Genomic DNA, 22,762 nt, shown 5'->3' with positions numbered 1-22,762 from the left:
CCGCGCCGGTGCGTTGCCTGACGAAACTCGGGTAGCCTCGCGGGCGTGGCCCTACCCCGCACCTACGAGTCGCAGAACTGCTCCATCGCGCGCGCCCTGGAGGTCGTCGGCGACCGCTGGACGCTGCTGGTGATCCGCTCCGCCTTCGAGGGCGTGCGGCGCTTCGACGACTACCAGGACGCCCTCGGGGTCGCCCGCAACGTGCTGACCGACCGGCTCGGCCGGCTCTGCGACGAGGGGATCCTGCGGCGCGTCCGCTACCAGGACCGGCCGCCGCGCTACGAGTACAAGCTCACCCGCAAGGGCGTCGAGCTCTGGCCGGCGATGATGACGCTGCTGATGTGGGGCGACCGGCACTACTCCCCGGACGGCCCGCCCGCCCTGATCACGCATCGCGGCTGCGGGGGCTCGCTGACCCCCGGGTTCACCTGCTCGTCCTGCGGCGCCCCGCTCGGCCCCGGCGACATCCTGCCGCTGCCCGGCCCCGGCGCCTGACCGGCCCCGGCCAAACAGGTTGCTTGACGCAACCCACTGCGCTGCAATGAGTTGCATGAAGAAACTCGATGACCGGCCCCCAGCGACGCGGGCCGGCCTGCGGGACGTGCGGATCCGGCCCTACGGCTCCGGCGACGCGGCCCGGCTGCGCGCCATGTCGGCGGCGGTGTCCGGCGAGAGCCTCTACACCCGCTTCTTCGGCGGCACCCCCGCCATCCCCGAGTCCTACGTGCGCGCCCTCGCCGGGCTCGACCACTGGGACCGGGAGGCCCTCGCCGCCCTCGTCGACGGCGACATGGTCGGCATCGCCGAGTACTTCCGCGACGGCGCCGACCCGGCCCGCGCCGAGTGCGCCGTCCTCGTCGCCGACCCCTGGCAGCGGCACGGCCTCGGCGGGCTGCTCGTCCGGCTCCTCGCCGGCCTCGCCGAGCGGCGCGGCATCGCCGCCTTCGACGCCACCGTGATCATCGACAACCGGGGCGCGCTCGGCGCCATCCGCAGCGGCTGGCCGGCGGCCGCCCGCGCCTCCCTGGACGGCAACGCCGCCCGCTACCGGCTGCCCCTGCCCGTGCCCGCGGCGCCCTGACCGGTCCCTGACCGGCCCCGATCCGGCGCCGCCCCGGGGGCGGGGTGGACGCGGCCGGTGCGGTCCCGCCTACGATGACCGGCATGACCCAGAACCTGCTCGGCGGCCCGCCCCCCACCGAACTGCCGGACAACGCCGACGCCCGGACCGCGCTGGACGACGGCACGGACCCCGTCGAGGTCGCCGCCCGCCACCCCGAGTACCCCGGGGCCTGGGCGGCGCTCGCCGACCGCGCCTTCGCCGCCGGCGGCGTGATCGAGTCCTACGCCTACGCCCGCACCGGCTACCACCGCGGCCTCGACGCGCTCCGCCGCGCCGGCTGGAAGGGCCAGGGCCCCGTCCCCTGGGAGCACGAGCCGAACCAGGGGTTCCTGCGCGCCCTCGCCGCGCTCGGCCGGGCGGCCGCCGCGATCGGCGAGGACGCCGAGGCGGTGCGCTGCCGGACCTTCCTGCGCGACTCCAGCCCCACCGCCGCCGACCTTCTCGGCTGACCCGCCGGGGGCCGGAAGGGGCCGCCCGCCTGCCCTTTCCGGCCGCCGCCCGGTCACGCGCTGTTTCTTCCGCGCCCCGGGGCGGGTACGATTTGATCGCAAGAGGCCCCTTCGCGCTTGCGGACCGGGGCCTTCGTCGTGGGAAGGGAAAGTGGCATGCCCGCCATCGTTCTTGTCGGAGCCCAGTGGGGAGATGAGGGCAAGGGCAAGGCAACCGACCTCCTCGGCGGCGACGTGGACTACGTCGTCCGCTACCAGGGCGGCAACAACGCCGGGCACACCGTGGTCATCGGCGACAAGTCCTACGCGCTGCACCTGCTGCCGTCGGGGATCCTGTCCGAGGACGTGGTGCCGGTCATCGGCAACGGCGTCGTCATCGACCCGGGCGTGCTGCTCCAGGAGATCGACGGCCTGGTCGAGCGCGGCATCGACACCGGCAAGCTGCTGATCTCGGCGAACGCGCACCTGATCATGCCGCAGCACCGCACCCTGGACAAGGTCACCGAGCGCTACCTCGGCAAGGCCCGGATCGGCACCACCGGGCGCGGCATCGGCCCCGCCTACGCCGACAAGATCAACCGCATGGGCGTGCGGGTGCAGGACCTGTTCGACCCGAACATCCTGACCCAGAAGCTGGACCTGTCGCTGCGCGAGAAGAACCAGGTCCTCACCAAGGTCTACAACCGGCGGCGGATCGAGACCGGCCCGATCGTCGAGGAGTACCTGGCCTACGGCGAGCGGCTGAAGCCCTACGTCGCCGACACCACGCTGGTGCTGAACCGGGCCCTCGACGAGGGCAAGGTCGTGCTGCTGGAGGGCGCGCAGGGCACCCTGCTGGACATCGACCACGGCACCTACCCGTTCGTCACCTCCTCCAGCCCGACGGCGGGCGGGGCGTGCGCGGGCTCCGGCGTCGGCCCCACCAAGATCACCCGGGTGATCGGCATCCTGAAGGCCTACACCACCCGCGTCGGCTCGGGCCCGTTCCCGACCGAGCTGCTGGACGAGCAGGGCGAGTACCTGCGCAAGACCGGCGGCGAGTACGGCGTCACCACCGGCCGCGACCGGCGCTGCGGCTGGTTCGACGCGGTCATCGCCCGCTACGCGACCCGCGTCAACGGCATCACCGACTTCTTCCTCACCAAGCTGGACGTGCTGTCGGGCCTGGAGCGCGTCCCGGTCTGCGTCGCCTACGAGGTGGACGGCGAGCGCGTCGACGAGATGCCGCCGTCGCAGACCGGCTTCCACCACGCCGAGCCGGTCCTGGAGTACCTGGACGGCTGGCGGGAGGACATCACCGCGGCGAAGACGTTCGACGACCTGCCGAAGAACGCGCAGGCGTACGTGCGGGCGCTGGAGGAGATGTCGGGGGCGCAGATCTCCGCGATCGGCGTCGGCCCCGGCCGCGACCAGACGCTGGCGCTGCGCTCCCTGGTGTAGCGGGCCGGTGTAGCACAGCGGGGACGATTTCGTTCACCACTGTGCTGCTTCGATTCCGTTCGGACCGTTCTCACCAGTAAGCCACCGTGCATTCGGTTACAGCCGGTAGCGTACCCGCCGTGACTTCGTTCGGGGGGACCGTGGAGATCCACGGCCATCGGGGCGCGCGGGGGCTGCGCCCGGAGAACACGCTGCCCGGCTTCGCCCACGCGCTCGACGTCGGCGTGCACGCCGTCGAGCTGGACGTCGGCCTCACCGCCGACGGCGCGGTGGTGCTGAACCACGACCAGGTGCTGTCGGGGCACCTGCTCGACACCGGCCCGGTGACTCCCGGCGACCCGCTCTTCCCCTACGTGGGCAGGGCGATCCGGGAGCTGACACTGGCGCAGGTGCGCACCGTGGACGCCGGGTCGCGGGCGCCGGCGGCGTTCGCCGCGACGCAGCGCCCGGCGCCGGGCGCGGGGCTGCCGACGCTCGCCGAGGCGTGCGCGCTGCTCGGCCCGGCGGGGGTCGACCTCGCGGTCGAGCTGAAGACCGACCCGGGCTGGCCCGCGCCGGTCGTCGAGGAGTTCACCGCCGCCGTCGCGGGCGTCCTCACCGCGTGCGGGGTGGCGTCGCGGGCGCGGCTGCTGGCGTTCGACTGGCGCGTCCTCACCGCCGCCCGCGCGGTCGCGCCCGGGCTCGGCCGGGTCGCGCTGGTGGAGCGCAAGACGCTGGTGCCGGGCACCGAGTGGCTCGCCGGGCTGCCGCCGGAGGCGCCCGCCGAGGCGGCCCTCGCCGCCGGCGCGACGATGCTGTCCCCCGAGCACCACCTGACGACGCGCGAGCTCGTCCTCACCGCGCAGGCCCTCGGCCTGCCGGTGGCGGTGTGGACGGTCAACGACCCCGACGCGATGACCCGCTTCGCCGGCTACGGCGTGGACGCGATCGTCACCGACCGCCCCGACGTCCTGCGCGCCGTCCTCGCCGCGCACGGCCTGCCGCTCCCCCGCGCCATGGCCGCGGCGGCCGTCTGACCCCGGCCCGTCCGGGCCTACAGCCAGCCGTTGCGGCGGAAGCCGCGGTAGAGCGCGAGGCAGGACAGGGCGATCACCGACAGGACCGCGGGGTAGCCGTAGTCCCAGCGCAGCTCGGGCATCTTGTCGAAGTTCATGCCGTAGATCCCGGCGATCGCGGTCGGCACCATGAACAGGGCACCCCACGCCGAGATGCGCCGCATGTCCTGGTTGTCGGCGACGGTGACCTGCGTCATGTGCGCCTGGAGGATCGGGTTGAGCAGCTCGTCGTAGGACTCCACCTGCTCGCGGACGCGGGTCAGGTGGTCCTCGACGTCGCGCAGGTACTCCTTGATGTCGTCGGGGACGAAGCGGCGGCCGGCGAGGTGGCGGAGCGGCCCGGCGAGCGGCCCGACGGCCCGCTTGAGCTGGATGACCTCGCGCTTCAGCCGGTAGATGCGGCGCGCCTCGTCGGTGCGCTCGGGCGAGAAGACGGCCTCCTCGACCTCGTCGATGTCCTCCTGGACGGCGTCGGCGACGCTGACGTAGCCGTCCACGACGCGGTCGGCGATGGCGTGCAGGACGGCGGTCGGGCCGAGGGCGAGGCGCCCGGGGAGCCGCTCCAGGGTGCGGCGGACCGAGCCGAGCTCGCCGTGCGCGCCGTGCCGGACGGTGACGACGAAGTCGGTGCCGCAGAACACCATGATCTCGCCGGTCTCGACGACCTCCGCCTGGTCGGGCTCGCGGGCGACGTACCCGACGGTCTTCATGACGAAGAAGTTGACGTCGTCGTAGCGCTCCAGCTTGGGCCGCTGGTGGGCGTGCACGGCGTCCTCGACGGCGAGCGGGTGCAGGCCGAACACCTCGGCGAGGTCGGTCAGCTCCGCGGCCGACGGCTCGTGCAGGCCGACCCAGACGAACCCGGCGCTGCCCTCGTCGGGGGCGTCGAGGCGGCCGTCGCGGACGAGCCGGACGGCGTCGGCGACCGAGCCGGTGCAGACGCGGTGGCCGTCGATGTAGGCGGCCCAGTCGATCACCGAGGTGTCGGGGGCGGCGCTCTGGACGGGCACGCCGTGCGGGCGGCTGCGGGGCTTGAACAGGGACATGGTCGCCCGGGGGCGGACACGCGTCATGGCCATGAGGGGCTCCTAACCTCCGGCCATGCGACGCGCGCGGGCGCGCTCGACCCGCCTCAGGAAAGAAGGCTGAGGGAGCGCGCGGGGGCGATGGCCGGACGCCGTGAGAGGGCGGACGGTCGGACAGTCCGGCTCGGACTGTGAGGGTTCTCCGGCGAACTACACGTATCACCAGGATGCATCCCGACCACCTCCCTTCGGTCACAGCGCGTCGGCCGCGGAACGTACCCGCGACCCGGCGCAGCCTACCAGCCGACATATGAGACGCCTGGGACAACGCGCAGGTTCACCGCGTACCGCCGCGCCCTCCGGGACAACGGAACCTCATGCGCGGGTATGCCCCGCGTCTCGCCGGGGCGCGCGTTCTGGCAGGCTGTAGCGCGTGCGAGTACTCGTCCTAGGATCCGGGGGCCGCGAGCACGCGCTCGCCCGCGCCCTGCACCGCGACCCCGCCGTCACCGAGCTCCACTGCGGGCCCGGCAACCCCGGCACGGCGCCGATCGCGGTCAACCACCAGATCGACCCGACCGACCCGGTGGCGGTGGTCGAGCTGGCCCGCCGCCTCGCCGTCGACCTCGTCGTCGTGGGCCCGGAGGCCGTGCTGGTCGCCGGGGTGGGGGACGCGCTGCGCGCCGCCGGCGTCGCCTGCTTCGGGCCGGACGCGGCGGCGGCGCGGATCGAGGGGTCCAAGGCGTTCGCCAAGGAGGTCATGCGGTCGGCGAAGGTGCCGACGGCGGCGGCGTTCGTCTGCGAGTCGGCGGCCGAGGCCGCCGCGGCCCTGGACGCCTTCGGCCCGCCCTACGTGGTGAAGGACGACGGCCTCGCGGCGGGCAAGGGCGTCGTCGTCACCGGCGACCGCGCGGCCGCGCTGGAGCACGCGGCCGGCTGCGAGCGGGTCGTCATCGAGGAGTTCCTCGACGGCCCCGAGGTGTCGCTGTTCGCGCTGAGCGACGGCGCGCACGCCGTCCCGCTGCTGCCCGCCCAGGACTTCAAGCGCGCCCTCGACGGCGACGCGGGCCCGAACACCGGCGGCATGGGCGCCTACACTCCGCTCGGCTGGGTCGCGCCCGGCCTGGTGGAGGAGGTCATGGCGACCGTCGTGCAGCCGGCGATCGACGAGCTGCGGCGCCGCGAGACGCCCTACGTCGGCGTGCTGTACGCGGGCCTCGCGCTGACGTCGAACGGCGTGCGGGTGGTGGAGTTCAACGCCCGCTTCGGCGACCCGGAGACGCAGGTCGTCCTGGACCGCCTCGCGACGCCGCTCGCCGGGCTGCTCCAGGCGTGCGCGCTCGGCGGCCTGGACCCGGCGCTCCGCCTGGAGTGGCACGACGGCGCGGCGGTGACGGTGGTCGTGGCGGCCGAGGGCTACCCCGAGTCCCCCGTCAAGGGCGACGTGATCACCGGCGTCCCGGAGGCGGACGCCGTCCCCGGCGCCTACGTCCTGCACGCGGGCACCGCGGTGGACGGCGAGGGCCGCCTCGTCGCGACCGGCGGCCGCGTCCTCAGCGTCGTCGGCACGGGCGAGAACCTGGCGAAGGCGCGCGAGGCCGCCTACACCGCCACCGCCCGCATCGCCCTGCGCGGCTCCCACCACCGCACCGACATCGCCCTGAAGGCGTCCGGGCTGTCCTAGCCGCGCGCGGTGTCGATGCGCGGGGTGACGAGGGCGGCGACGGCGCGGCCGGCGGCGGGGAGTTCGAGCGGGAGCAGCGAGAGGCGCGGGTGGACGCGGCGCCGCCGCCCCTTCTCGATCGCGGTGACGACGGCGCGCGCCGCCGACTCCGGGGAGACCGGCGGCGGCGTGCGCATCGGGCCGTCCCGCCAGGGCAGCAGGTCGATGTCGCGGGCGGCGGTGTCGGTGGCGCCGGGCACCGCCTCCAGCACCGTGACGCCGGTGCCGGCCAGCTCGTGCCGGAGGGTGCGGGTGGCGTGAGCGAGCGCCGCCTTGGACGCGCCGTAGTGGCCGAGCAGCGGCACCGGGACGGCTTGCAGGCTCGACGTCACGTTGACGACCGTGCCGCGCTCGGCGCGCAGCGCGGGCAGCAGCCGCCGGGTCAGCGCGAGCGGCGCCCAGAAGTTCGTCTCGAACAGCGCGCGGGCCTCCGCGCCGTCGCCCGCCTCGCCCTGCGCGGCGACCAGCCCGGCGCCCGCGTTGTTGACGAGCACGCGGACGCCGCCGAGGGCCGCGAGGGCGTCGCGGGCCAGGGCGTCCGCGGCGCCCGGCCGGGCGAGGTCGGCCGCGAGCACGACGGGGCGGGGCGCGCCGGCGGCGGCGATCGCGTCGGCGGCCTCCTCCAGCAGCGCGGTCCGGCGGGCGGCGATCGCCAGCCGGGCGCCGCGCGCCGCCAACTCGGCGGCGACCGCCCGCCCGATGCCGCTCGACGCGCCGGTGACCAGCACCGGCGCCCCGGCCAGGGAGATCCGGCCCATGCGCCCCTCCAGGACTGATTGATTATCAATCAGTCCGGACGCTAACCTCGTCCCGTGCCGACCGTCAACCCCGGCCGCCGCGCCCTCATCCTCGACGCCGCGGCCGAGCTGTTCACCGCCCGCCCCTTCGACGAGGTGACGACGTCGGAGGTCGCCCGCCGCGCCGGCGTCGCCTACGGCCTGGTCGCCCACCACTTCGGGAGCAAGCGCGGCCTGTACCTGGCCGTCGTCGAGGCCGCCGCCGAGCGGCTGCGCGCCGTCCACGAGGCGCCGCAGGCGGACGGCCCCCCGGCGGAGCGGCTGCGCGACGCCCTCACCCGCCACGTCGCCCACATCGACGCGCACGCCCGCGGCTTCCTCGCGCTCATGCGCGCGGGCAACGGCGCCGACGCCGAGGTCCGCGCCCTCATCGAGCGCCACCAGGCGGCGGGCGCCGCCCGGCTGCTGGCCGCGCTCGGCGTCCGCGAGCCGCATCCGCCCGCGCTGCGCGCCGCCGTGCGCGGCTGGGTCACCGGCTGGGACGCGATGCTCGCCGACCGCCTGGAGCACCGCGACGTCCCCGCCGCGACGGTCGTCGCGCTCGCCACCGCGACCCTCGTCGCCGCCCTGCGCGCCGCGCACGCCCTGGACCCCGTCCCCGGCCTGGATCCCCGCCTGCTGGACCGCCTCATCCCCTGACCCCCCGGTCACCGCCCGTTGAGATGCGGCGAGTTGGCCTCTGGGAGCGCTCCCAGAGGCCAACACGCCGCATCTCAACCGGGGGGGGCGGAGTGATCTAGCCAGGGAGGGGCGGATGATTACATACTTACCGGCCATGACCCTCCCCCGGCGGGTCGAGGAGGTGCTCGGCGTCACGACGCTGGAGCTGTTCTTCGACCTGGTCTTCGTGTTCTGCATCACCCAGCTCACCGGCGTGCTCGCGCACGACCTCACCCCGCACGGCCTCGCCGAGGTCGCCCTCATGTTCGGCGTGCTGTGGTGGATGTACAGCGGCTACGCCTGGCTGACCAACACGATGGCGCCGACGTCGGCCGGGCGGCGCCTCGTCGTCCTCGCGGGGATGGCGGGCTTCCTGCTCGTCGCGCTCGCCACGCCGACGGCGTTCGGCGACGGCGGCGTGCTGTGGGGCGCCGGCTACCTGGTGCTGGTGGCCGCGCACGCCGCCCTGTACGCGCAGGGCAACCCGCAGATCTTCCGGATCCTGCCCGCCAACCTGCTCGCCGGCGTGCTGATCGTCGGGGCCGGGCTGGCCGGCCACGGGCCGCTCGTGTACGTCCTCTGGACGCTGGCGCTCGTGGTGCCGATCGTGCAGCCCTACGTCGTCCCGGCGGGCGGCCGGTTCCTCATCCAGCCGGGCCACATCGTGGAGCGGCACGGCCTGCTCGTCATGATCACCATCGGCGAGTCGGTGATCGCGGTCGGGGTGGGCGCGGAGGGCCTGCCGCGGGACGCCGGCCTCGCCGCCGCGGCGGTGCTCGGGCTCGCCCTCGCGGCGGGCGTCTGGTGGACCTACTTCGACGGCGACGACGCGCGCGCCGAGCACGCGCTGGCCGAGGCGGACGAGACGGCCCGCACCCAGATGACGATGTTCGGCTACTTCTACGCCCACCTCCCGCTGATCATCGGGATCGTGGCGATGGCGGCGGGCGCCAAGAAGGCGATCGGGCACGCCTGGGGCCACCTCACCTTCGCGCAGGCGCTCGCGCTCGGCGGCGGCGTCGCGCTCTACCTGCTCGGCGACGTGTGGTTCCGGCGGGTCATGGGGATCGGGCCGTCCCGGATCCGGCTGGCGGGCGCGGCGGCCGCGCTCGCGGTGGCGGCGGCGGGCCTCGCGCTCGCCGCCGCCGAGCTGGCGCTGCTGATCGCGGTGCTGGCGGCGGTGGTCGTCGCCGAGCGCCGCGCGCCCGCGCCGGATCAGCCGAAGTTGCGGCCGAGCGCCCGGTAGTCCCACCCGGCGGCGCGCCAGCGGGCGGCGTCCAGGACGTGCCGCCCGTCCACGATGCGCTTGTGCGCGACGGCCTCGGCGAGGGCGCCGGGGTCGATCTCGCGGAACTCGGCCCACTCGGTGAGCAGGACGACCACGTCGGCGTCGCGGGCGACGTCCAGGGCGCCGGTGCCGTAGTCGAGCTCGGGGAAGGCGCGGCGGGCGTTGCCGAGGGCGGCCGGGTCGTAGACGCGGACGCGGGCGCCGAGGCCGTGCAGGGTGCGCGCCACGTCGAGCGCGGGCGCGTCACGGATGTCGTCGCTGTCGGGCTTGAACGCGGCGCCGAGGCAGGCGATGCGGGCGCCGTCCAGGTCGCCGCCGGCGAGCTCGCGGACGAGGTCGACGGTGCGGGCGCGGCGCCGCCGGTTGATCGCGTCCACCTCGCGCAGGAACGACACCGCCTGCCCGACGCCGAGCTCGTCCGCGCGGTGGGCGAAGGCCCGGATGTCCTTGGGCAGGCAGCCGCCGCCGAACCCGAGGCCCGGCTTGAGGAACCTGCCGCCGATCCGGTCGTCGAAGGCGAGCGCGTCGGCGAGGTCCTTGACGTCCGCGCCGGTCGCTTCGCAGACCTCGGCCATCGCGTTGATGTAGGAGATCTTGGTGGCGAGGAAGCTGTTCGCGGCGACCTTCACCAGCTCGGCGGTGGCGAGGTCGGTGACGACGACCGGGACGTCCTCGGCGATGACGGGCGCGAACGCGGCGCGCAGCCGCTCCTCCGCCCACGGCGAGGCGACGCCGAACACCAGGCGGCTCGGGCGCAGGGTGTCCTCGACGGCGAACCCCTCGCGCAGGAACTCGGGGTTCCAGGCGACCTCGACGTCCGTCCCGGCGGGCGCGAGGTCCTGGACGAGCGCGGTGAGGCGCGCGGCCGTCCCGACCGGCACGGTCGACTTGCCGACGATCACGGCGGGCCGGTCGAGGTGGCGGGCGAGGCCGGTGAAGGCGGCGTCCACGTAGGACAGGTCGGCGGCGCCGGAGCCGTCGGCCTGCGGGGTGCCGACGCAGACGAAGTGCACGTCGCCGAACGCGGCGGCCTCGGCGAGGTCGGCGGTGAAGCGGAGCCGGCCCGACTCCAGGGCCTTGGCGAGCATCTCGGGCAGGCCCGGCTCGAAGAACGGGACCTCGCCGGCGGCCAGTTTCTCGATCTTGGCGGCGTCGACGTCCACGGCGAGCACCTCGTAGCCGAGGACGGCGGTGCAGATGGCGTGGGTGGCGCCGAGGTAGCCGGTGCCGATCACGGTGAGACGGGGGGCCGAACGGGGCTGCGGACGCATGGCGGGACCCCTCCTCCGGGCGGGTGGCGGTATCCCGGCAGGGTCGGGCTGCGGTCACGACGTCGGGACAAGGGAATGCTAGGGCATGTTCCGGACGGCGACGCCCTGAGCGGGGCGTTTCTCACCGAATGCTCAGGAACGCCCCCGCGCGCGCCGAGCATCCCCGCCGAGCTGGGAGAATCGGGGGGTGATCGAACGGTACACACTTCCGGAGATGGGCCGCGTCTGGTCGGACGCGCACAAGTACGAGCTGTGGTGCCGGGTGGAGACCCTGGTCGTGGAGGCGCACGCCGAGGCCGGCACCGTCCCCGCCGACGTGGTCGAGCCCGTCCGCAAGGCGCCGCCGCCCACGCCGGAGGCGGTGCACGCGATCGAGGCGGTCACCCAGCACGACGTGATCGCGTTCCTGTCGGCCTGGGCGGACAACACCGAGCCGCGCGAGGCGGCCCGGTTCGTGCACTTCGGCATGACGTCCTCGGACCTGCTGGACACCGCCCTCGCGCTCCAGCTCACCGAGGCCACCGACATCCTGCTGGCCAAGGCCGACGCCCTGGTCGCGACGCTGCGCGACCACGCGCTGGCGCACCGGGCGACGCTGCGCGTCGGCCGCACCCACGGCATCCACGGCGAGCCCGACGTGTGGGGCCACCGGGTCGCCGACTTCGCGTTCGCGATGGCGCGCTCGCGCGACCGGCTGCGCCGCGCCCGCGAAGCCGTCGGCGTGATGGCGATCTCCGGCGCCGTCGGCACCTACTCCAACATCGACCCGGCGATCGAGGCGCACGTGGCGCGCGAGCTCGGGCTGGCGGCGGCCGACGTGTCCACGCAGGTGGTGCTGCGCGACGGCATCAGCGAGTGGACGTCCGCGCTGGCGATCATGGCGACGGTCTGCGAGGCGGTCGCGCTGGAGGTGCGGCACGGGCAGCGCACCGAGGTCCGCGAGCTGTGGGAGCCGTTCGGCAAGGGCCAGAAGGGCTCCTCGGCCATGCCGCACAAGAAGAACCCGATCATCTCCGAGCGGCTCGCCGGGATGGCGCGGATCGTGCGGGCGCAGATCGTCCCGGTCATGGAGGGCATCCCGCTCTGGCACGAGCGCGACATCTCGCACTCCTCGACCGAGCGGATCGCGCTGCCGGACGCCTCGATCGCCCTCGACTACATGCTGAACCTGACGGACCGTCTCATGTCGGGCCTGGTGGTGGACGCCGACCGGATGCGCGCCAACCTCGACTCCACCGGCGGCCTCATCTACACCTCCACGGTGCTGCTGGAGCTGGTCGAGGCCGGCATGTCCCGCGACGACGAGGCGTACCCGCTCGTCCAGCGGGCCGCGATGGAGACCTGGGAGACCGGCGTCCCCTTCCGCGAGACGCTGCGGACCCGGGCCGCCGAGGCGGGCCTGGAGCTGGACGAGGCGCGGCTCGACGAGGTCTGCCGCCCCGAGCGGTTCGTGGAGCGGCTCGCGCCGATGTTCGACCGGCTGGCCGCGCTCTCCTGACCCTCCCGACCGACAGGAGCCCCCGATGGCGACCCTGACCGCCCTGCACTCCTACCCGCTGAAGAGCGCCGGCGGGACGTCCCTGCGCGGCGCCGAGCTGATCGCCACCGGCCTGCGCGACGACCGGGAGTTCATGCTGGCCACGCCGGAGGGGCGGCACCTGTCGCAGCGCGAGTGCGCCGCGATGGCCCGGCTGCGGCCGGTCCGCGAGCCGGTCCGCGACGGCGTCCTGTCGGTGCGCTTCGACGACGCCGAGCCGCTCGTCCACACCCCGGTGGACGGCGGCCCGGCGGCCCGGGTGACGGTCCACGGCAACCCCTGCCTCGGCGTCGACCAGGGCGACGCGGCGGCCGCCTGGTTCGCGCGGGCGCTCGGCCGCCCGTGCCGCCTCGTCCGCTTCACCGGGCACCGGGCCACCGCGCACGGCGGCGGCGAGGTCGCCTTCGCCGACGGCTACCCGCTGCTGCTGATCTCCGAGGAGTCGCTGGAGGACCTCAACGGGCGGCTGGACGCGCCGCTGCCCATGGACCGCTTCCGCCCGAACCTGGTGGTGCGCGGCCTCGGCGCCTACGGGGAGGACAAGGTGCGGCTGCTGCGGATCGGCGGCACCGAGATCGAGCTCGTCAAGCCGTGCGCGCGCTGCGTCATCACCACCACCGACCAGGAGACCGGCGAGCGCGGCCGCGAGCCGCTGCGCACCCTCGCCCGCTACCGCAACATCGACCGGGGGCTGCTGTTCGGCCAGAACGCCGTCCCGCGCGTCACCGGCCCGCTCGCCGTCGGCGACGACGTCGAGGTGCTCGCGCACCGGTAGGCCGGCGGCGGCCGAGGACGGCGATCGCGGTCGGCGGCCCGTCCTCGTCCGGGGCGTCGTCGATCATGGGACCACCCCGGGGGAGCGCGGCTCGACATTTCCGATTTTTCTTGATCCAGTGGGCATTTCGGCGAACCCGCGAGGGGTGATCGCGCATCTCAACGATCAGACTCGCCGCCCCGGGGCGCGCACGGACGCTCCACGCTCGCCCCGGTGGTTTACTGGTTCCGCGATCGGCACGCAGGACGCCCGTCCGATGCGCTCGCGGCCCTGTCACCGCCGCTGGAAGCGCGCGGGCGAGTGGTCCCGGACCTTCCGGCGGGCGCCCGGCCCGCGGCGATAAGGAGTCACACGGCATGAGCATGGCCCACGACGTCCGCTACCGCGTGCGCGGCGGCGGCCAGCTGCACGGCACCGTCTTCATCCAGGGGGCCAAGAACGCCGTGCTGCCGATGATCGGTGCCTCGCTGATGGCCAGCAAGGGCCGCACCGTGCTGCGCAACGTCCCCATCATCGAGGACGTGCGGCGCGCGGTGGAGCTGGCCCGCGCGGTCGGCGCCAAGGCCGAGCTGCACGAGGCCGAGCGCACCCTGGTCATCGACGCCTCCACCCTGAACAGCCCGGTGCTGCCGGCCGAGATCGCCGCGCGGTTCCGCGGGTCGTTCCTGTTCGTCCCGGCGCTGCTGCACCGGCTCGGCGAGGCCGTCATCGAGGGCGTCGGCGGCTGCAACCTCGGCAGCCGCAACCTGGACTTCCACTACAACGGCTTCAAGCGGATGGGCGCCACGGTCACCGAGCAGGTGGCCGACAACGGCGACGGAACGATCCACATCAAGGCCGGCGACCTGCGCGGCGCCACGCTGTACTGCGACACGCCCTCGCACACCGGCACCGAGAACCTGATCATGGCGGCGGCGATGGCCCGCGGCACCACCCTGATCAAGAACGCCGCGCTGGAGCCGGAGGTGCTCGACAACATCGCGATCCTGCGCGCCATGGGCGCCGAGATCCGCGGCGGCGGCACCGGCTTCATCACCGTCGAGGGCGTCGGCGAGCTGAGCGGCGTCGAGCACACCGTGATGCCCGACCGCATCGACGCCGGCGTGTTCGTGATGGCCGCCGCGATCACCGGCGGCGACCTCAGCCTGGTCGGCGCGAACCTGGAGCACCTCGGCGTCGCGGGCGACAAGCTGGAGCAGATGGGCGTGGAGTTCCACCAGCAGGGCGCCGTCCTGCAGGTGCGCCGCGACCGGGCGCTCCGCCCGATCAACATCATCACCGACGAGTACCCGGGCTTCGCCACCGACCTGCAGTCGCCGATCATGGCGCTGTCCTGCCTGGCCGACGGCCCGTCCTACATCTACGAGCGGATCTTCGACGGCCGGTTCAAGCTGGCCGGCGAGCTCGGCAGGATGGGCGCCGACATCGAGGTGGACGGCAACCGGGCCAAGGTCAACGGGCCGTCCCGGCTGCGCGGCGCGACGGTGGAGGCGCACGACCTGCGCTGCGGCAGCGCGCTCGTGCTGGCCGGCCTCGCCGCCGAGGGCGAGACGACCATCACCTCCGCCTACTACCTGGACCGCGGGCACGCGCACACCGCCGAGCGGCTGCGCGGGCTCGGCGCCGACATCGTCCGCGAAGAGGTCTGACCGGGCGGTCACGCTGCCGGCCGCCCGGGGCGATTCCCCGATTCGCACCGAAACGGAACACCAGGCGCGAAACCCGGTCCTCCCGGGCGGCTGACAGAAGCGGTCAAGGCAGAAAATCACCGGTACCGGCCAGATGATCAAGTAGATGATCACATCGGTCGTCTTTCCGGACGGCAGGCAACGCTTCGCACACGTTTCGGCCAAGGGGTAGACGAAACGCCCGCCACAGGGGTCTCCTGGATGCGCTTCAGCGCCACCGGAGGCCCCTTGCCGCGTTTTCGGGTCTTGTTTTTCAACTTCGGACGACCGAAGATGCTGGATCAAGGCTGGCCGAATGGTGACAAATTACTGACCAAGGGGTCGCGTAGGTTACTTTTTCGCCGCACTCTTGATTCGATTTCGCGTCTGGGCGTCACACGCGGTCGCCCTGACCCGATCTGCCCACTGAGGAACGAATCGCACGGGAACTGCGGTGCAGGGTCAGAAGGCAGGGGCGACAAGCCATGAGACGACCGTTGGGCGGAGCGTGCGCGAACGCATGGCCGGACCGGGGCCACCGAACCGGACAGGAACGTCCCCCCACGCGCGGGGGGACGGCCTCCGCGCGGGAACCGAGCGGGCGCCCGTGACGGCGCCGCGGACGGGGTCGGTGACGCCCGACCTCACGATCGGCGTGGTCGGGCCGCACGACCTGGTGGAGCGGGTCATGCTGATGGGCCACGGCCCGACGCCGGTGCCGAGCCGGCTGGTGGCCGCCGCCTACCGCGACGAGCAGGAGGCGGCCGACAAGGTCGTCCGGCTCGGGTCGGGCGTGGACGTGTGCCTGTTCGCCAGCCCGGTCCCCTACGACTTCGCGCGCAAGGCCGGCGTGCTCACCATGCCCGCCACCTACGTCCCGCTGAACGGCGCCGCCCTCCAGGGCGCGCTGCTGCGGGCCGCGCTGGACGAGCGCTTCGACCCCGGCCGGGTCAGCATCGACGTGCTCGGCCGCGCCGAGGTCGAGGAGGCCTACGCCGAGGTGAGCCTCGGCACCGACCAGGTGCACCTGCGCGAGGAGGCCGCCGGGCCGGGCACGCTCGCGGCCTTCCACGAGCGGCTCTGGCGGCGCGGCGCGACGACCGTCGCGATGACCTGCGTGCACGCCACCGCCGAGCGCATGGAGATGGCCGGCGTGCCGACCATCCGGGTGCGGCCGACGGGCGCGGCGATCCGCAGCTCGCTGCAGACGGCGGCGCTGCTCGGCGCGCACCACCGGCTGGAGGAGTCGCAGCTCGTGGTGGTGCTGGTGGACGTGCCGACGCTGCGGGAGACCCCGCGGCGCGTCACCCCCCGCTACTGGCGCGACGAGCTGAAGCTCGCGCTGCACCGGGTGCTGCTCCAGGAGGCGCACCGGATGAACGCCTCGGTGTGGCCGCTGGACGACCACAGCTACCTGGTCATCGCGACCCGCGGCTCGGTCACCGCGACCACCGAGGGGTTCCGCACGCCGCCGTTCGTCGAGCGGGTCCGCGAGGAGCTCGGCCTCGCCATCGAGGTCGGCATCGGCATGGGCCGCACCGCGCACGAGGCCGAGTCGCACGCGCGCGCGGCGCTCGCCCGGTCGCAGTCCTCGCAGCGGGCGCAGGGCTTCGCGCTCGACCGCGACGGCCGGGCGCTCGTGCCCGCGCCGCGCACGCCGCCGCGCGCGGCGCCGCAGGCCAAGCCGAAGGGGCTGGAGATCCTCGCCCGGCTCGCCGACAAGCTCGGCGACCAGGAGCAGCCGCTCATCGTGGACGCGGAGAACGCGGGCAAGATGCTCGGCGTCACCCCGCGCACCGCGCGCCGCCTGCTCCGCACGCTGGTCGAGGAGGGCCTCGCCTGGCCGCTGCCGCCGAACCGGACGCCGCAGCCGGGCCGGCCGCGCCAGCTCTACCGGCTCATCGTGGAGAAGCTGGGGCCGAAGGCGGGGACGTGAGCGCCGGACGGGTCCGGGCCCGCCGCCCCCCGGACCCGTCCGATCCGCACCACATACCCCTTTTGCCGCTCTGACCTGCGGATTCTCTCCGGTATCTCGCGTCCCGGATGCAACCCCCGGCCTTGATCCCACGTCGGAACAGGTATGGGAGACTCCACCGCGGCCCCCCGCAGCGGCGCCCGCGTCCCGTCCGACGACCCGGCCCCGTGCGATGCGACGCCGCGCGGCCCGGACGGCGAGCCGGTCACGGTCCGCGATCCGGCCGACGCCGCCGTGCGCGCCCTCATCGACGCGGGCGCGCCCGCCTCCGACACCCTCCAGACCCGCCGCGACCGGCCGGCCCGGCGCCACCGCCCCGCCCCCGAGGCGGCGGCGCCCGCCCCGGAGGCGGGCGACGAGGTGACGGCCTACCGTCCCGCCACCGGCCACCGGTGGCTGAAGGACGGCCCGCGCCCGCGCCGCGCCGCCGCCGCTCCGACGCGCACCGCGCCCGGCGACGCGCTCGCCGGTCCCGCGGCGGCGGCCGTGGCGGCCGCGGCCGAGCGCCCGGGCCTGCTGGAGGAGGAGACCCGCCCCATCCCCAAGATCACGCCCGCGCTCGTGCCGGCCGCCGCGCAGGACACCCTCGCGACGCAGCGGACCGGCGGCGCGCCGGACCGCCCGGCCCGGCGCGACCGGTGGCGGATCGCCGCGGCCGCGTGCACGGCGGTGCTCGTCGTCGCGATCGGCGCGGCCGTCGCCTCGACGGTCGGCTACACGCCGATCCGCCGCGGCCTGCCGAGCGTCCTGCAGATGTCGCCGAAGCCGGAGGCGCCGTCGCGGAAGCCGTCCGCGCCGGCGTCCGCCGAGCCCCGCGAGGCGGCGCCGGGCACGCCCGGCGCGTCGCGGCCCGCGCCGTCCGCGCCGGCGACGCCGTCGGCGGGCGCCACGACGGCGAAGCCGAGCGCGAAGGCGCCGAAGAAGAAGGCCAAGCCCAAGGCCAAGGCGTCCGCGACGTCGGCGCAGCGCACGCGGCCGACGCAGAAGCCCGCCCCGGCGCCGACCAAGGCTCCGGCGTCCAGCCCGACCCCCTCGCCGCCGCCCCCGGCGACGCCCACGCCCGCCGCGACTCCCTGACGCGCGGTACGCGCTGGCGTGCGGTACGCGCTAGCGTGCGGTGAAGGCCCGCGCGACGGCGAGGAAGGCGTCGTTCTCCTCCGCCGACCCGATGGACACGCGCGCGCCCTCGCCGTCGAAGGGCCGCACGCTGACGCCCTGCTCCTCGCAGGCGGCCGCGAACTCCAGCGTGCGGTCGCCGAGGCGCAGCCACACGAAGTTGGCCTCCGACGGCGGCACGGTCCAGCCGCCGGCGGTGAGCGCGGCGTGCACGCGGTCGCGCTCCTTCACGGTCGCCTCGACGCGCTCCAGCAGCTCGCCCTTGGCGGCGAGGGAGGCGATGCCGGCGGCCTGCGCGATCGAGTTGACGCTGAACGGCAGGTAGGTCTTGCGGACGGCCTCGGCGACCGGCGCGTGCGCGATCGCGAAGCCGGTGCGCAGCCCGGCCAGGCCGTACGCCTTGGAGAAGGTCCGCAGCACCAGCAGGTTCGGGTGGGCGGGGAGCAGCTCCAGGCCGTCCACGACGCCGTCGTCGCGGACGTACTCGGTGTACGCCTCGTCCAGCACGACCAGGCAGTCGGCGGGCACGCGGGCGAGGAACGCCTCCAGTTCGGCGCGGTGCACGACGGTGCCGGTCGGGTTGTTGGGGTTGCAGACGAACACCAGCCGCGTCCGCTCGGTGATCGCGCCGGCCATCGCGGCGAGGTCGTGGACCTCGTCGCGGAGCGGCACCTGCACGCCGGTCGCCCCCGACAGCGCGACGAGCAGCGGGTACGCCTCGAACGAGCGCCAAGCGTAGACGATCTCGGCGCCGGGTTCGGCGACCGCCTCCAGCAGCATCTGCGCGACGCCGACCGAGCCGCAGCCGACGACGACCTGCTCCGGCGCGACGCCGTGCTCGGCGGCGATCGCCTCCGCCAGCGCGGTCGCGCTGTTGTCGGGGTAGCGGTTCACGTCGCGGGCGGCCCGCTCGATCGCCTCCTGCACCGACGGCAGCGGGCCGTGCGGCGACTCGTTGGAGGAGAGCTTGAACGTCCGGCCGTCCGGGGAGACCACGGCCCGGCCGGGCCGGTAGGCCGCGAACCGGTCCAGGACCGGGCGGAAGCGCGGGGCGGGGGTCTCGGACACCGTTGTCCTCCAGGAACGCCGAACGGGTGGTACGTCCAGCTTAGTGAGCGGCGCCCTCGCGCAGCATCCAGCAGACCGCCACGATGCGGACGAACTCCCAGTCGCGGGTGTCGCCGGGCCACCAGCCGCGGTGGAAGGCGTCCTCGGCGAAGGTGCCGAGGTAGCCCATCAGGGCGTCCTCGCCGGCGTCCGGGAGCAGCGCGCGGAGATCGGCGACGTGCTGGTCAACGGCGGCCGCGAGGCCGGGGGTGAGGGCCATCTCCGCGACGCCCGCGTCGCCGATGTCGCGGACCAGCAGCCCCAGCTCTTCGGACATATCGCTATCCATAATGAAAAAAGCTAGCAACGCCCAGGTCATGGCCTCGCCGCCGCCGCGGCCGCCGCGCCGTCCCGAACGCCGGAAGCGCCTGTTTTCCGGGGGTCCGCGCCCGCCGGAGACGCCGGGTAAAGATCTGGGCGGGGCCGGTCCGGGACCGGCCCCGCCTCTAGATCACGGTCAGCCTCGGCCGCTGCTCACGATGGAGTACTGCAGGTCCTGGACCGTCGGCGTCGCGGTGACGGTGAACGGCGACGCCACCGACGCCACCGTCGTCCCGCTCCGCACGATCGCGGCCCCGTTGGCGCCGAACGCCAGCGGGAACAGCTTCGCCTGGACGCCCGCGGCCGCCGCGTAGTCCGTCGCGGTGCCGCCGACGGTGGCGCGGACCGTCGCGGCCGCCTTCAGGAAGGACAGCACCTCGACGGTGTCGCGGGGCGTCGTCGTGCCCGAGCGCGGCACCATGAACGCCGTCTGGCCGCCCGCGGTGGGCTTGGTCGCGGCGAGCTGCGTCCGGTGGCTGACGTAGGCGGTGTCGCGGACGATCGCCGGCCACGCGCCCGTCTTCAGCCGGGTCAGGTAGTAGGACGCGAGGTCGAGGTAGGCGCCGCCGTTGTGCGGGGACGGCGCGAACTGGGTGCCCTCGGAGAAGTCGTTCCAGGTGGTGAGCTGCACCCAGTCGGTCCCGGCGCTGATGGCGTTCTGCCAGGTGGTGCGCAGGTTCTCGGTGTTGCCGGCCTCGTCGTAGATCTTCTGGTCGGGCCGCTCGTCCTGCACCGCGACGGGCTGCATCCAGATCTTCCCGGCGGTGTGGGAGGTGCTCACGTTGCCGGCGACGCCGCCCTGGAGGTTCGGGCTGCGGTTGCCCCAGTTGGAGAACCCGTAGCTGATCGCGGAGTACTTGGCGTAGTTGGCGCCGAAGTTCAGGAAGACCGGCACCAGCGCCGTCTTGATCCCGTACGTGGACGACAGCGCGGTGGTGAGCTGGGTGTACCAGTCGGCGGTCTGGTTCTCGGCCTTGAACGGCGACAGGACGAGCCGCCCGTCGGCGAGCCGGTACACGTTCGGCGACGCGGCGAGCCCGGCGAGCGCGGCGGCGAGCCCGGCCGGGGTGTAGGCCTTGATCTGGGTGGCGGTCATGTCCGGCATCAGCACGATCTTGAAGCCGGGGTCGACGGCCTGCGCGGCCTTGATCAGCAGGTCGACGCGCTTGCGGTGGGCCGAGGACGGGTCGAGGTTCAGCAGGTCCACGGTGAAGCCGTCGAGGCCCGCGGCGATCGCGGTGCGGACCTCGTACTCCATGTCGGCGAGCTGGTAGTCGCCGGTGAGCGGCGCCCGCGCGGCCGGCCGGTCGCGCAGCAGCCCGCCGTAGGCGGCGTGGATGCCGCCCTCGCCGGCGGGGTTCAGGTAGTTGCGCGTGTAGTAGTCGGCGGACGCGTCCTTGTTGTCCAGCGACCGGGGGTAGGGGGTGAAGTAGTGCGCGAACACCAGCTTCCCGGAGGCGCGCAGCGTCGCCGTGGAGGGCAGGTCGAACGGGAGCGGGCTCGCGGCGGCCGCGGCGGTCGCGCCGGACTTCGCCGCCGTCACCGTCGGGACGGGCCGCGACAGCCAGGCGGCGACGAGCCCGACGGCGAGGATTCCGGCGAGGGCCGTTAAGAGCACTTTCGGTGAGCGCACGGGGAACGCACATCCTTCGGCAGGGGGTTGTTGATCTTGGGGAGGGACCCTAGCCCCGTCCCGGCGCCCCGCGCCGCCGCTTCACCGAACCGGCCCGTCCCGCCACCCCGCGTGCCCGCCGTGCCCGCCGCGTCCAGGTATTCCTGCACGCTCGGGGCGGTCGGCGGAAGTTCGGCGGAAACGACGAAGTCCGCGCCCTTTTCAGCTCCTTTTCAGGACGCCCGGCCGGACGTGACCGCAGGCCGGGCGCCCGTCCGCCCCGCCCGGCGCCCGACCGCTTTCCGTCCGCCCCGAAAAGGATCCCGTCAGATCGCGGATCCTCAGTATGATCACGCCGCTCTCCCCTCCCCGCTTTTCACCTCCAGGGGATGTTCATGCGCAAGTTCGTCACGGCCGGCGCCGCCGCCACCGCCCTCGCCGTGTCCCTCGGCCTCGCCGCCCCCGCGAGCGCCGCCACCGGCCACGAGGTCCGCACCGGCGGCACGCTGCGGAGCGCCGCCACCGCCTCCGCGGCCGCCGGCACCTTCATGCGCGTCGGCAAGGTCCACCAGTACACGGTGCCGCCGGTGCGCGGCGCCCAGGTCTGGGGCCACTGGTACTGGGCCCGCAAGGGCACCGGCAAGCCGTTCGTCTTCATCGTCGCCAAGATCAAGGACACCCGCGGCGACGGGAAGAGCGCCGGGTTCTGCTACGACCTGGTCATCAAGTCCGAGAACGTCGCGATCGACGACATGTGCCTCGTCAACACCAAGGGCGACGGCAAGACGCTGCGGATCGCCGACGCCTTCCCGGACTGGAAGAACACCGAGTTCCGCCTCCGGGCCGCCGTCGGCAAGCTGAAGAAGGACACCTTCTACGTCTCCGCCCAGGGCAAGTGGCGCAAGCTCCCGTAAGGAACACCGCCCACGCCTGACTCCAGAGGCGCCGCCCAGGCCCCGGGCGGCGCCTCTCGCGCGTCCGGGGCTCAGCGCTTCACGGCGACGCCCGCGTACATGTACTGGAGGTCGGTGAGGTCCACGTCGTGGTCGGGGTACCAGTGCTCGGTGCGGGTGACTCCCGGGCCGAGCAGGTCCAGGCCGTCGAAGAACCGCTCCACCTCGGCCTTCGTGCGCGTCTTGAGCTGGAGCCCCTGCGCCCGGTACGCCTTGGCGCCGGCGGCGACCGTCGGGTCCGTCTCGTCCGCGTCGGGCACCACCGAGATCGCCAGCACGCTGCCGGGCGCGAGCGGCTCCAGCAGGGCGCGGACGATCGCGTGCGCCTCGTCCTCGTCGGTCACGAAGTGCAGCACGGCGAGGAGGGTGAGGGCGACCGGCCGCGACAGGTCGAGCGTCTCGCGCAGCTTGGCGGACCCGAGGATGGACGCGGGGTCGCGCAGGTCGGCGTCCAGGTAGGCCGTCGCGCCCTCGGGCGCGCTCGTCAGGAGCGCGCGGGCGTGCACGAGCACGATCGGATCGTTGTCGACGTAGAGGACGCGCGTCTCCGGCGCGATCTCCTGCGCCGCCTCGTGCAGGTTCGGCGACGTCGGCAGGCCCGTCCCGACGTCGAGGAACTGCCGGATCCCGTGCTCGCGCACCACGTGCCGCGCCATCCGGGCCAGGAACGCCCGGTTGGACCGCATGGCGCGCGGCGAGTTCGGCTGGTGCTTGAGGACCTCGGCGGCGGCGGCGCGGTCGGCCTCGAAGTTGTCCTTGCCGCCGAGCAGGAAGTCGTAGACCCGCGCCGGATGCGGCACATCGGTCCGCAGATCCACCGAAGACGGATCCACCCGCTCGCCCATGCCCGGCCCTCCCGTTCCGACGC

At 74.3% G+C, this 22,762-nt stretch carries 21 protein-coding genes; 14 read left to right on the top strand and 7 right to left on the bottom strand.

Features of this window, described 5'->3' with window-relative positions; translation table 11 throughout:
* Positions 1-45: 45 nt before the first annotated feature.
* From K1Y72_RS06355 to K1Y72_RS06335, 5 genes are all read left to right on the top strand, one after another.
* Complete coding sequence (locus K1Y72_RS06355; protein ID WP_220164133.1) at positions 46-495, top strand: winged helix-turn-helix transcriptional regulator; 450 nt, start codon at positions 46-48, stop codon at positions 493-495.
* A 55-nt stretch (positions 496-550) separates the two neighbouring features.
* Positions 551-1,081: a GNAT family N-acetyltransferase gene (locus K1Y72_RS06350; protein WP_220164131.1), complete on the top strand. Its 531-nt coding sequence runs from the start codon at positions 551-553 to the stop codon at positions 1,079-1,081.
* A gap of 74 nt (positions 1,082-1,155) precedes the next feature.
* Positions 1,156-1,572, top strand: coding sequence for a DUF3151 domain-containing protein (locus K1Y72_RS06345; protein ID WP_220164130.1), 417 nt, complete (start codon positions 1,156-1,158; stop codon positions 1,570-1,572).
* A 156-nt stretch (positions 1,573-1,728) separates the two neighbouring features.
* Positions 1,729-3,012 (top strand): adenylosuccinate synthase, encoded by a 1,284-nt coding sequence (locus K1Y72_RS06340; protein WP_220164129.1) that lies wholly within the window; start codon positions 1,729-1,731, stop codon positions 3,010-3,012.
* Positions 3,013-3,131: 119 nt separating this feature from the next.
* On the top strand, positions 3,132-4,028 hold the full coding sequence (locus K1Y72_RS06335) for a glycerophosphodiester phosphodiesterase family protein (RefSeq protein ID WP_220164128.1): 897 nt from the start codon (positions 3,132-3,134) through the stop codon (positions 4,026-4,028).
* A gap of 17 nt (positions 4,029-4,045) precedes the next feature.
* Here the strand turns inward: K1Y72_RS06335 and K1Y72_RS06330 are convergent, their stop codons facing one another.
* Positions 4,046-5,146: a magnesium and cobalt transport protein CorA gene (locus K1Y72_RS06330; RefSeq protein WP_220164127.1), complete on the bottom strand. Its 1,101-nt coding sequence runs from the start codon at positions 5,144-5,146 to the stop codon at positions 4,046-4,048.
* A 379-nt stretch (positions 5,147-5,525) separates the two neighbouring features.
* On the opposite strand from K1Y72_RS06330, the gene purD reads away from it, so the two are divergent.
* Positions 5,526-6,776, top strand: a complete 1,251-nt coding sequence (gene purD / locus K1Y72_RS06325) for a phosphoribosylamine--glycine ligase (RefSeq protein WP_220164126.1) — start codon at positions 5,526-5,528, stop codon at positions 6,774-6,776.
* On the opposite strand, the gene K1Y72_RS06320 is transcribed toward purD, so the two are convergent.
* Complete coding sequence (locus tag K1Y72_RS06320; RefSeq protein ID WP_220164125.1) at positions 6,773-7,573, bottom strand: SDR family NAD(P)-dependent oxidoreductase; 801 nt, start codon at positions 7,571-7,573, stop codon at positions 6,773-6,775. The two genes, purD and K1Y72_RS06320, sit on opposite strands and share 4 nt — an antisense overlap.
* A 54-nt stretch (positions 7,574-7,627) precedes the next feature.
* Between K1Y72_RS06320 and K1Y72_RS06315 the strand changes: the two genes are divergently transcribed.
* Together K1Y72_RS06315 and K1Y72_RS06310 are read left to right on the top strand one after the other, a co-directional pair.
* Positions 7,628-8,251 carry a TetR/AcrR family transcriptional regulator gene (locus K1Y72_RS06315; protein WP_220164124.1) on the top strand — a complete coding sequence of 208 codons (624 nt, stop codon included), beginning with the start codon at positions 7,628-7,630 and terminating at the stop codon, positions 8,249-8,251.
* 136 nt (positions 8,252-8,387) lie between these two features.
* Positions 8,388-9,518, top strand: a complete 1,131-nt coding sequence (locus tag K1Y72_RS06310; protein ID WP_220164123.1) for a low temperature requirement protein A — start codon at positions 8,388-8,390, stop codon at positions 9,516-9,518.
* Here the strand turns inward: K1Y72_RS06310 and K1Y72_RS06305 are convergent.
* Positions 9,488-10,831 (bottom strand): UDP-glucose dehydrogenase family protein, encoded by a 1,344-nt coding sequence (locus tag K1Y72_RS06305; RefSeq protein WP_220164121.1) that lies wholly within the window; start codon positions 10,829-10,831, stop codon positions 9,488-9,490. The genes K1Y72_RS06310 and K1Y72_RS06305 overlap by 31 nt on opposite strands.
* Positions 10,832-11,018: 187 nt before the next feature.
* Between K1Y72_RS06305 and purB the strand changes: the two genes are divergently transcribed.
* From purB to K1Y72_RS06280, 5 genes are all read left to right on the top strand, one after another.
* Positions 11,019-12,329 carry an adenylosuccinate lyase gene (gene purB / locus K1Y72_RS06300; RefSeq protein WP_220164120.1) on the top strand — a complete coding sequence of 437 codons (1,311 nt, stop codon included), beginning with the start codon at positions 11,019-11,021 and terminating at the stop codon, positions 12,327-12,329.
* Positions 12,330-12,354: 25 nt separating this feature from the next.
* Positions 12,355-13,143, top strand: a complete 789-nt coding sequence (locus K1Y72_RS06295; RefSeq protein WP_220164119.1) for an MOSC domain-containing protein — start codon at positions 12,355-12,357, stop codon at positions 13,141-13,143.
* Between the two features lie 362 nt (positions 13,144-13,505).
* A complete protein-coding gene (murA, locus tag K1Y72_RS06290) occupies positions 13,506-14,792 on the top strand; it encodes a UDP-N-acetylglucosamine 1-carboxyvinyltransferase (protein WP_220164491.1) in 1,287 nt (428 codons plus the stop codon).
* Between the two features lie 691 nt (positions 14,793-15,483).
* A complete protein-coding gene (locus tag K1Y72_RS06285) occupies positions 15,484-16,746 on the top strand; it encodes a transcriptional regulator (protein ID WP_220164489.1) in 1,263 nt (420 codons plus the stop codon).
* A gap of 144 nt (positions 16,747-16,890) precedes the next feature.
* Positions 16,891-17,862 carry a hypothetical protein gene (locus K1Y72_RS06280; protein ID WP_220164118.1) on the top strand — a complete coding sequence of 324 codons (972 nt, stop codon included), beginning with the start codon at positions 16,891-16,893 and terminating at the stop codon, positions 17,860-17,862.
* A gap of 30 nt (positions 17,863-17,892) precedes the next feature.
* Here the strand turns inward: K1Y72_RS06280 and hisC are convergent, their stop codons facing one another.
* From hisC to K1Y72_RS06265, 3 genes are all read right to left on the bottom strand, one after another.
* A complete protein-coding gene (hisC, locus tag K1Y72_RS06275) occupies positions 17,893-18,969 on the bottom strand; it encodes a histidinol-phosphate transaminase (RefSeq protein WP_220164117.1) in 1,077 nt (358 codons plus the stop codon).
* Positions 18,970-19,009: 40 nt separating this feature from the next.
* Positions 19,010-19,285 (bottom strand): DUF6401 family natural product biosynthesis protein, encoded by a 276-nt coding sequence (locus K1Y72_RS06270; RefSeq protein ID WP_220164116.1) that lies wholly within the window; start codon positions 19,283-19,285, stop codon positions 19,010-19,012.
* 180 nt (positions 19,286-19,465) lie between these two features.
* Positions 19,466-20,947, bottom strand: a complete 1,482-nt coding sequence (locus K1Y72_RS06265; protein WP_308286926.1) for a glycoside hydrolase family 71 protein — start codon at positions 20,945-20,947, stop codon at positions 19,466-19,468.
* A gap of 389 nt (positions 20,948-21,336) precedes the next feature.
* Here K1Y72_RS06265 and K1Y72_RS06260 point away from each other — a divergent pair, with 389 nt between their 5' ends.
* Positions 21,337-21,855, top strand: coding sequence for a hypothetical protein (locus tag K1Y72_RS06260; RefSeq protein WP_220164114.1), 519 nt, complete (start codon positions 21,337-21,339; stop codon positions 21,853-21,855).
* 71 nt (positions 21,856-21,926) lie between these two features.
* Here K1Y72_RS06260 and K1Y72_RS06255 read toward each other — a convergent pair whose 3' ends face one another.
* Positions 21,927-22,712: an SAM-dependent methyltransferase gene (locus K1Y72_RS06255; protein WP_220164113.1), complete on the bottom strand. Its 786-nt coding sequence runs from the start codon at positions 22,710-22,712 to the stop codon at positions 21,927-21,929.
* Between the last annotated feature and the right edge of the window lie 50 nt (positions 22,713-22,762).

It is taken from the genome of Actinomadura parmotrematis (genome assembly GCF_019458805.1).
Classification (GTDB): Bacteria; Actinomycetota; Actinomycetes; order Streptosporangiales; family Streptosporangiaceae; genus Spirillospora; species Spirillospora parmotrematis.
Note: the sequence above shows the minus strand (reverse complement) of the source record. Positions and strands in the feature narration are given on the sequence as shown.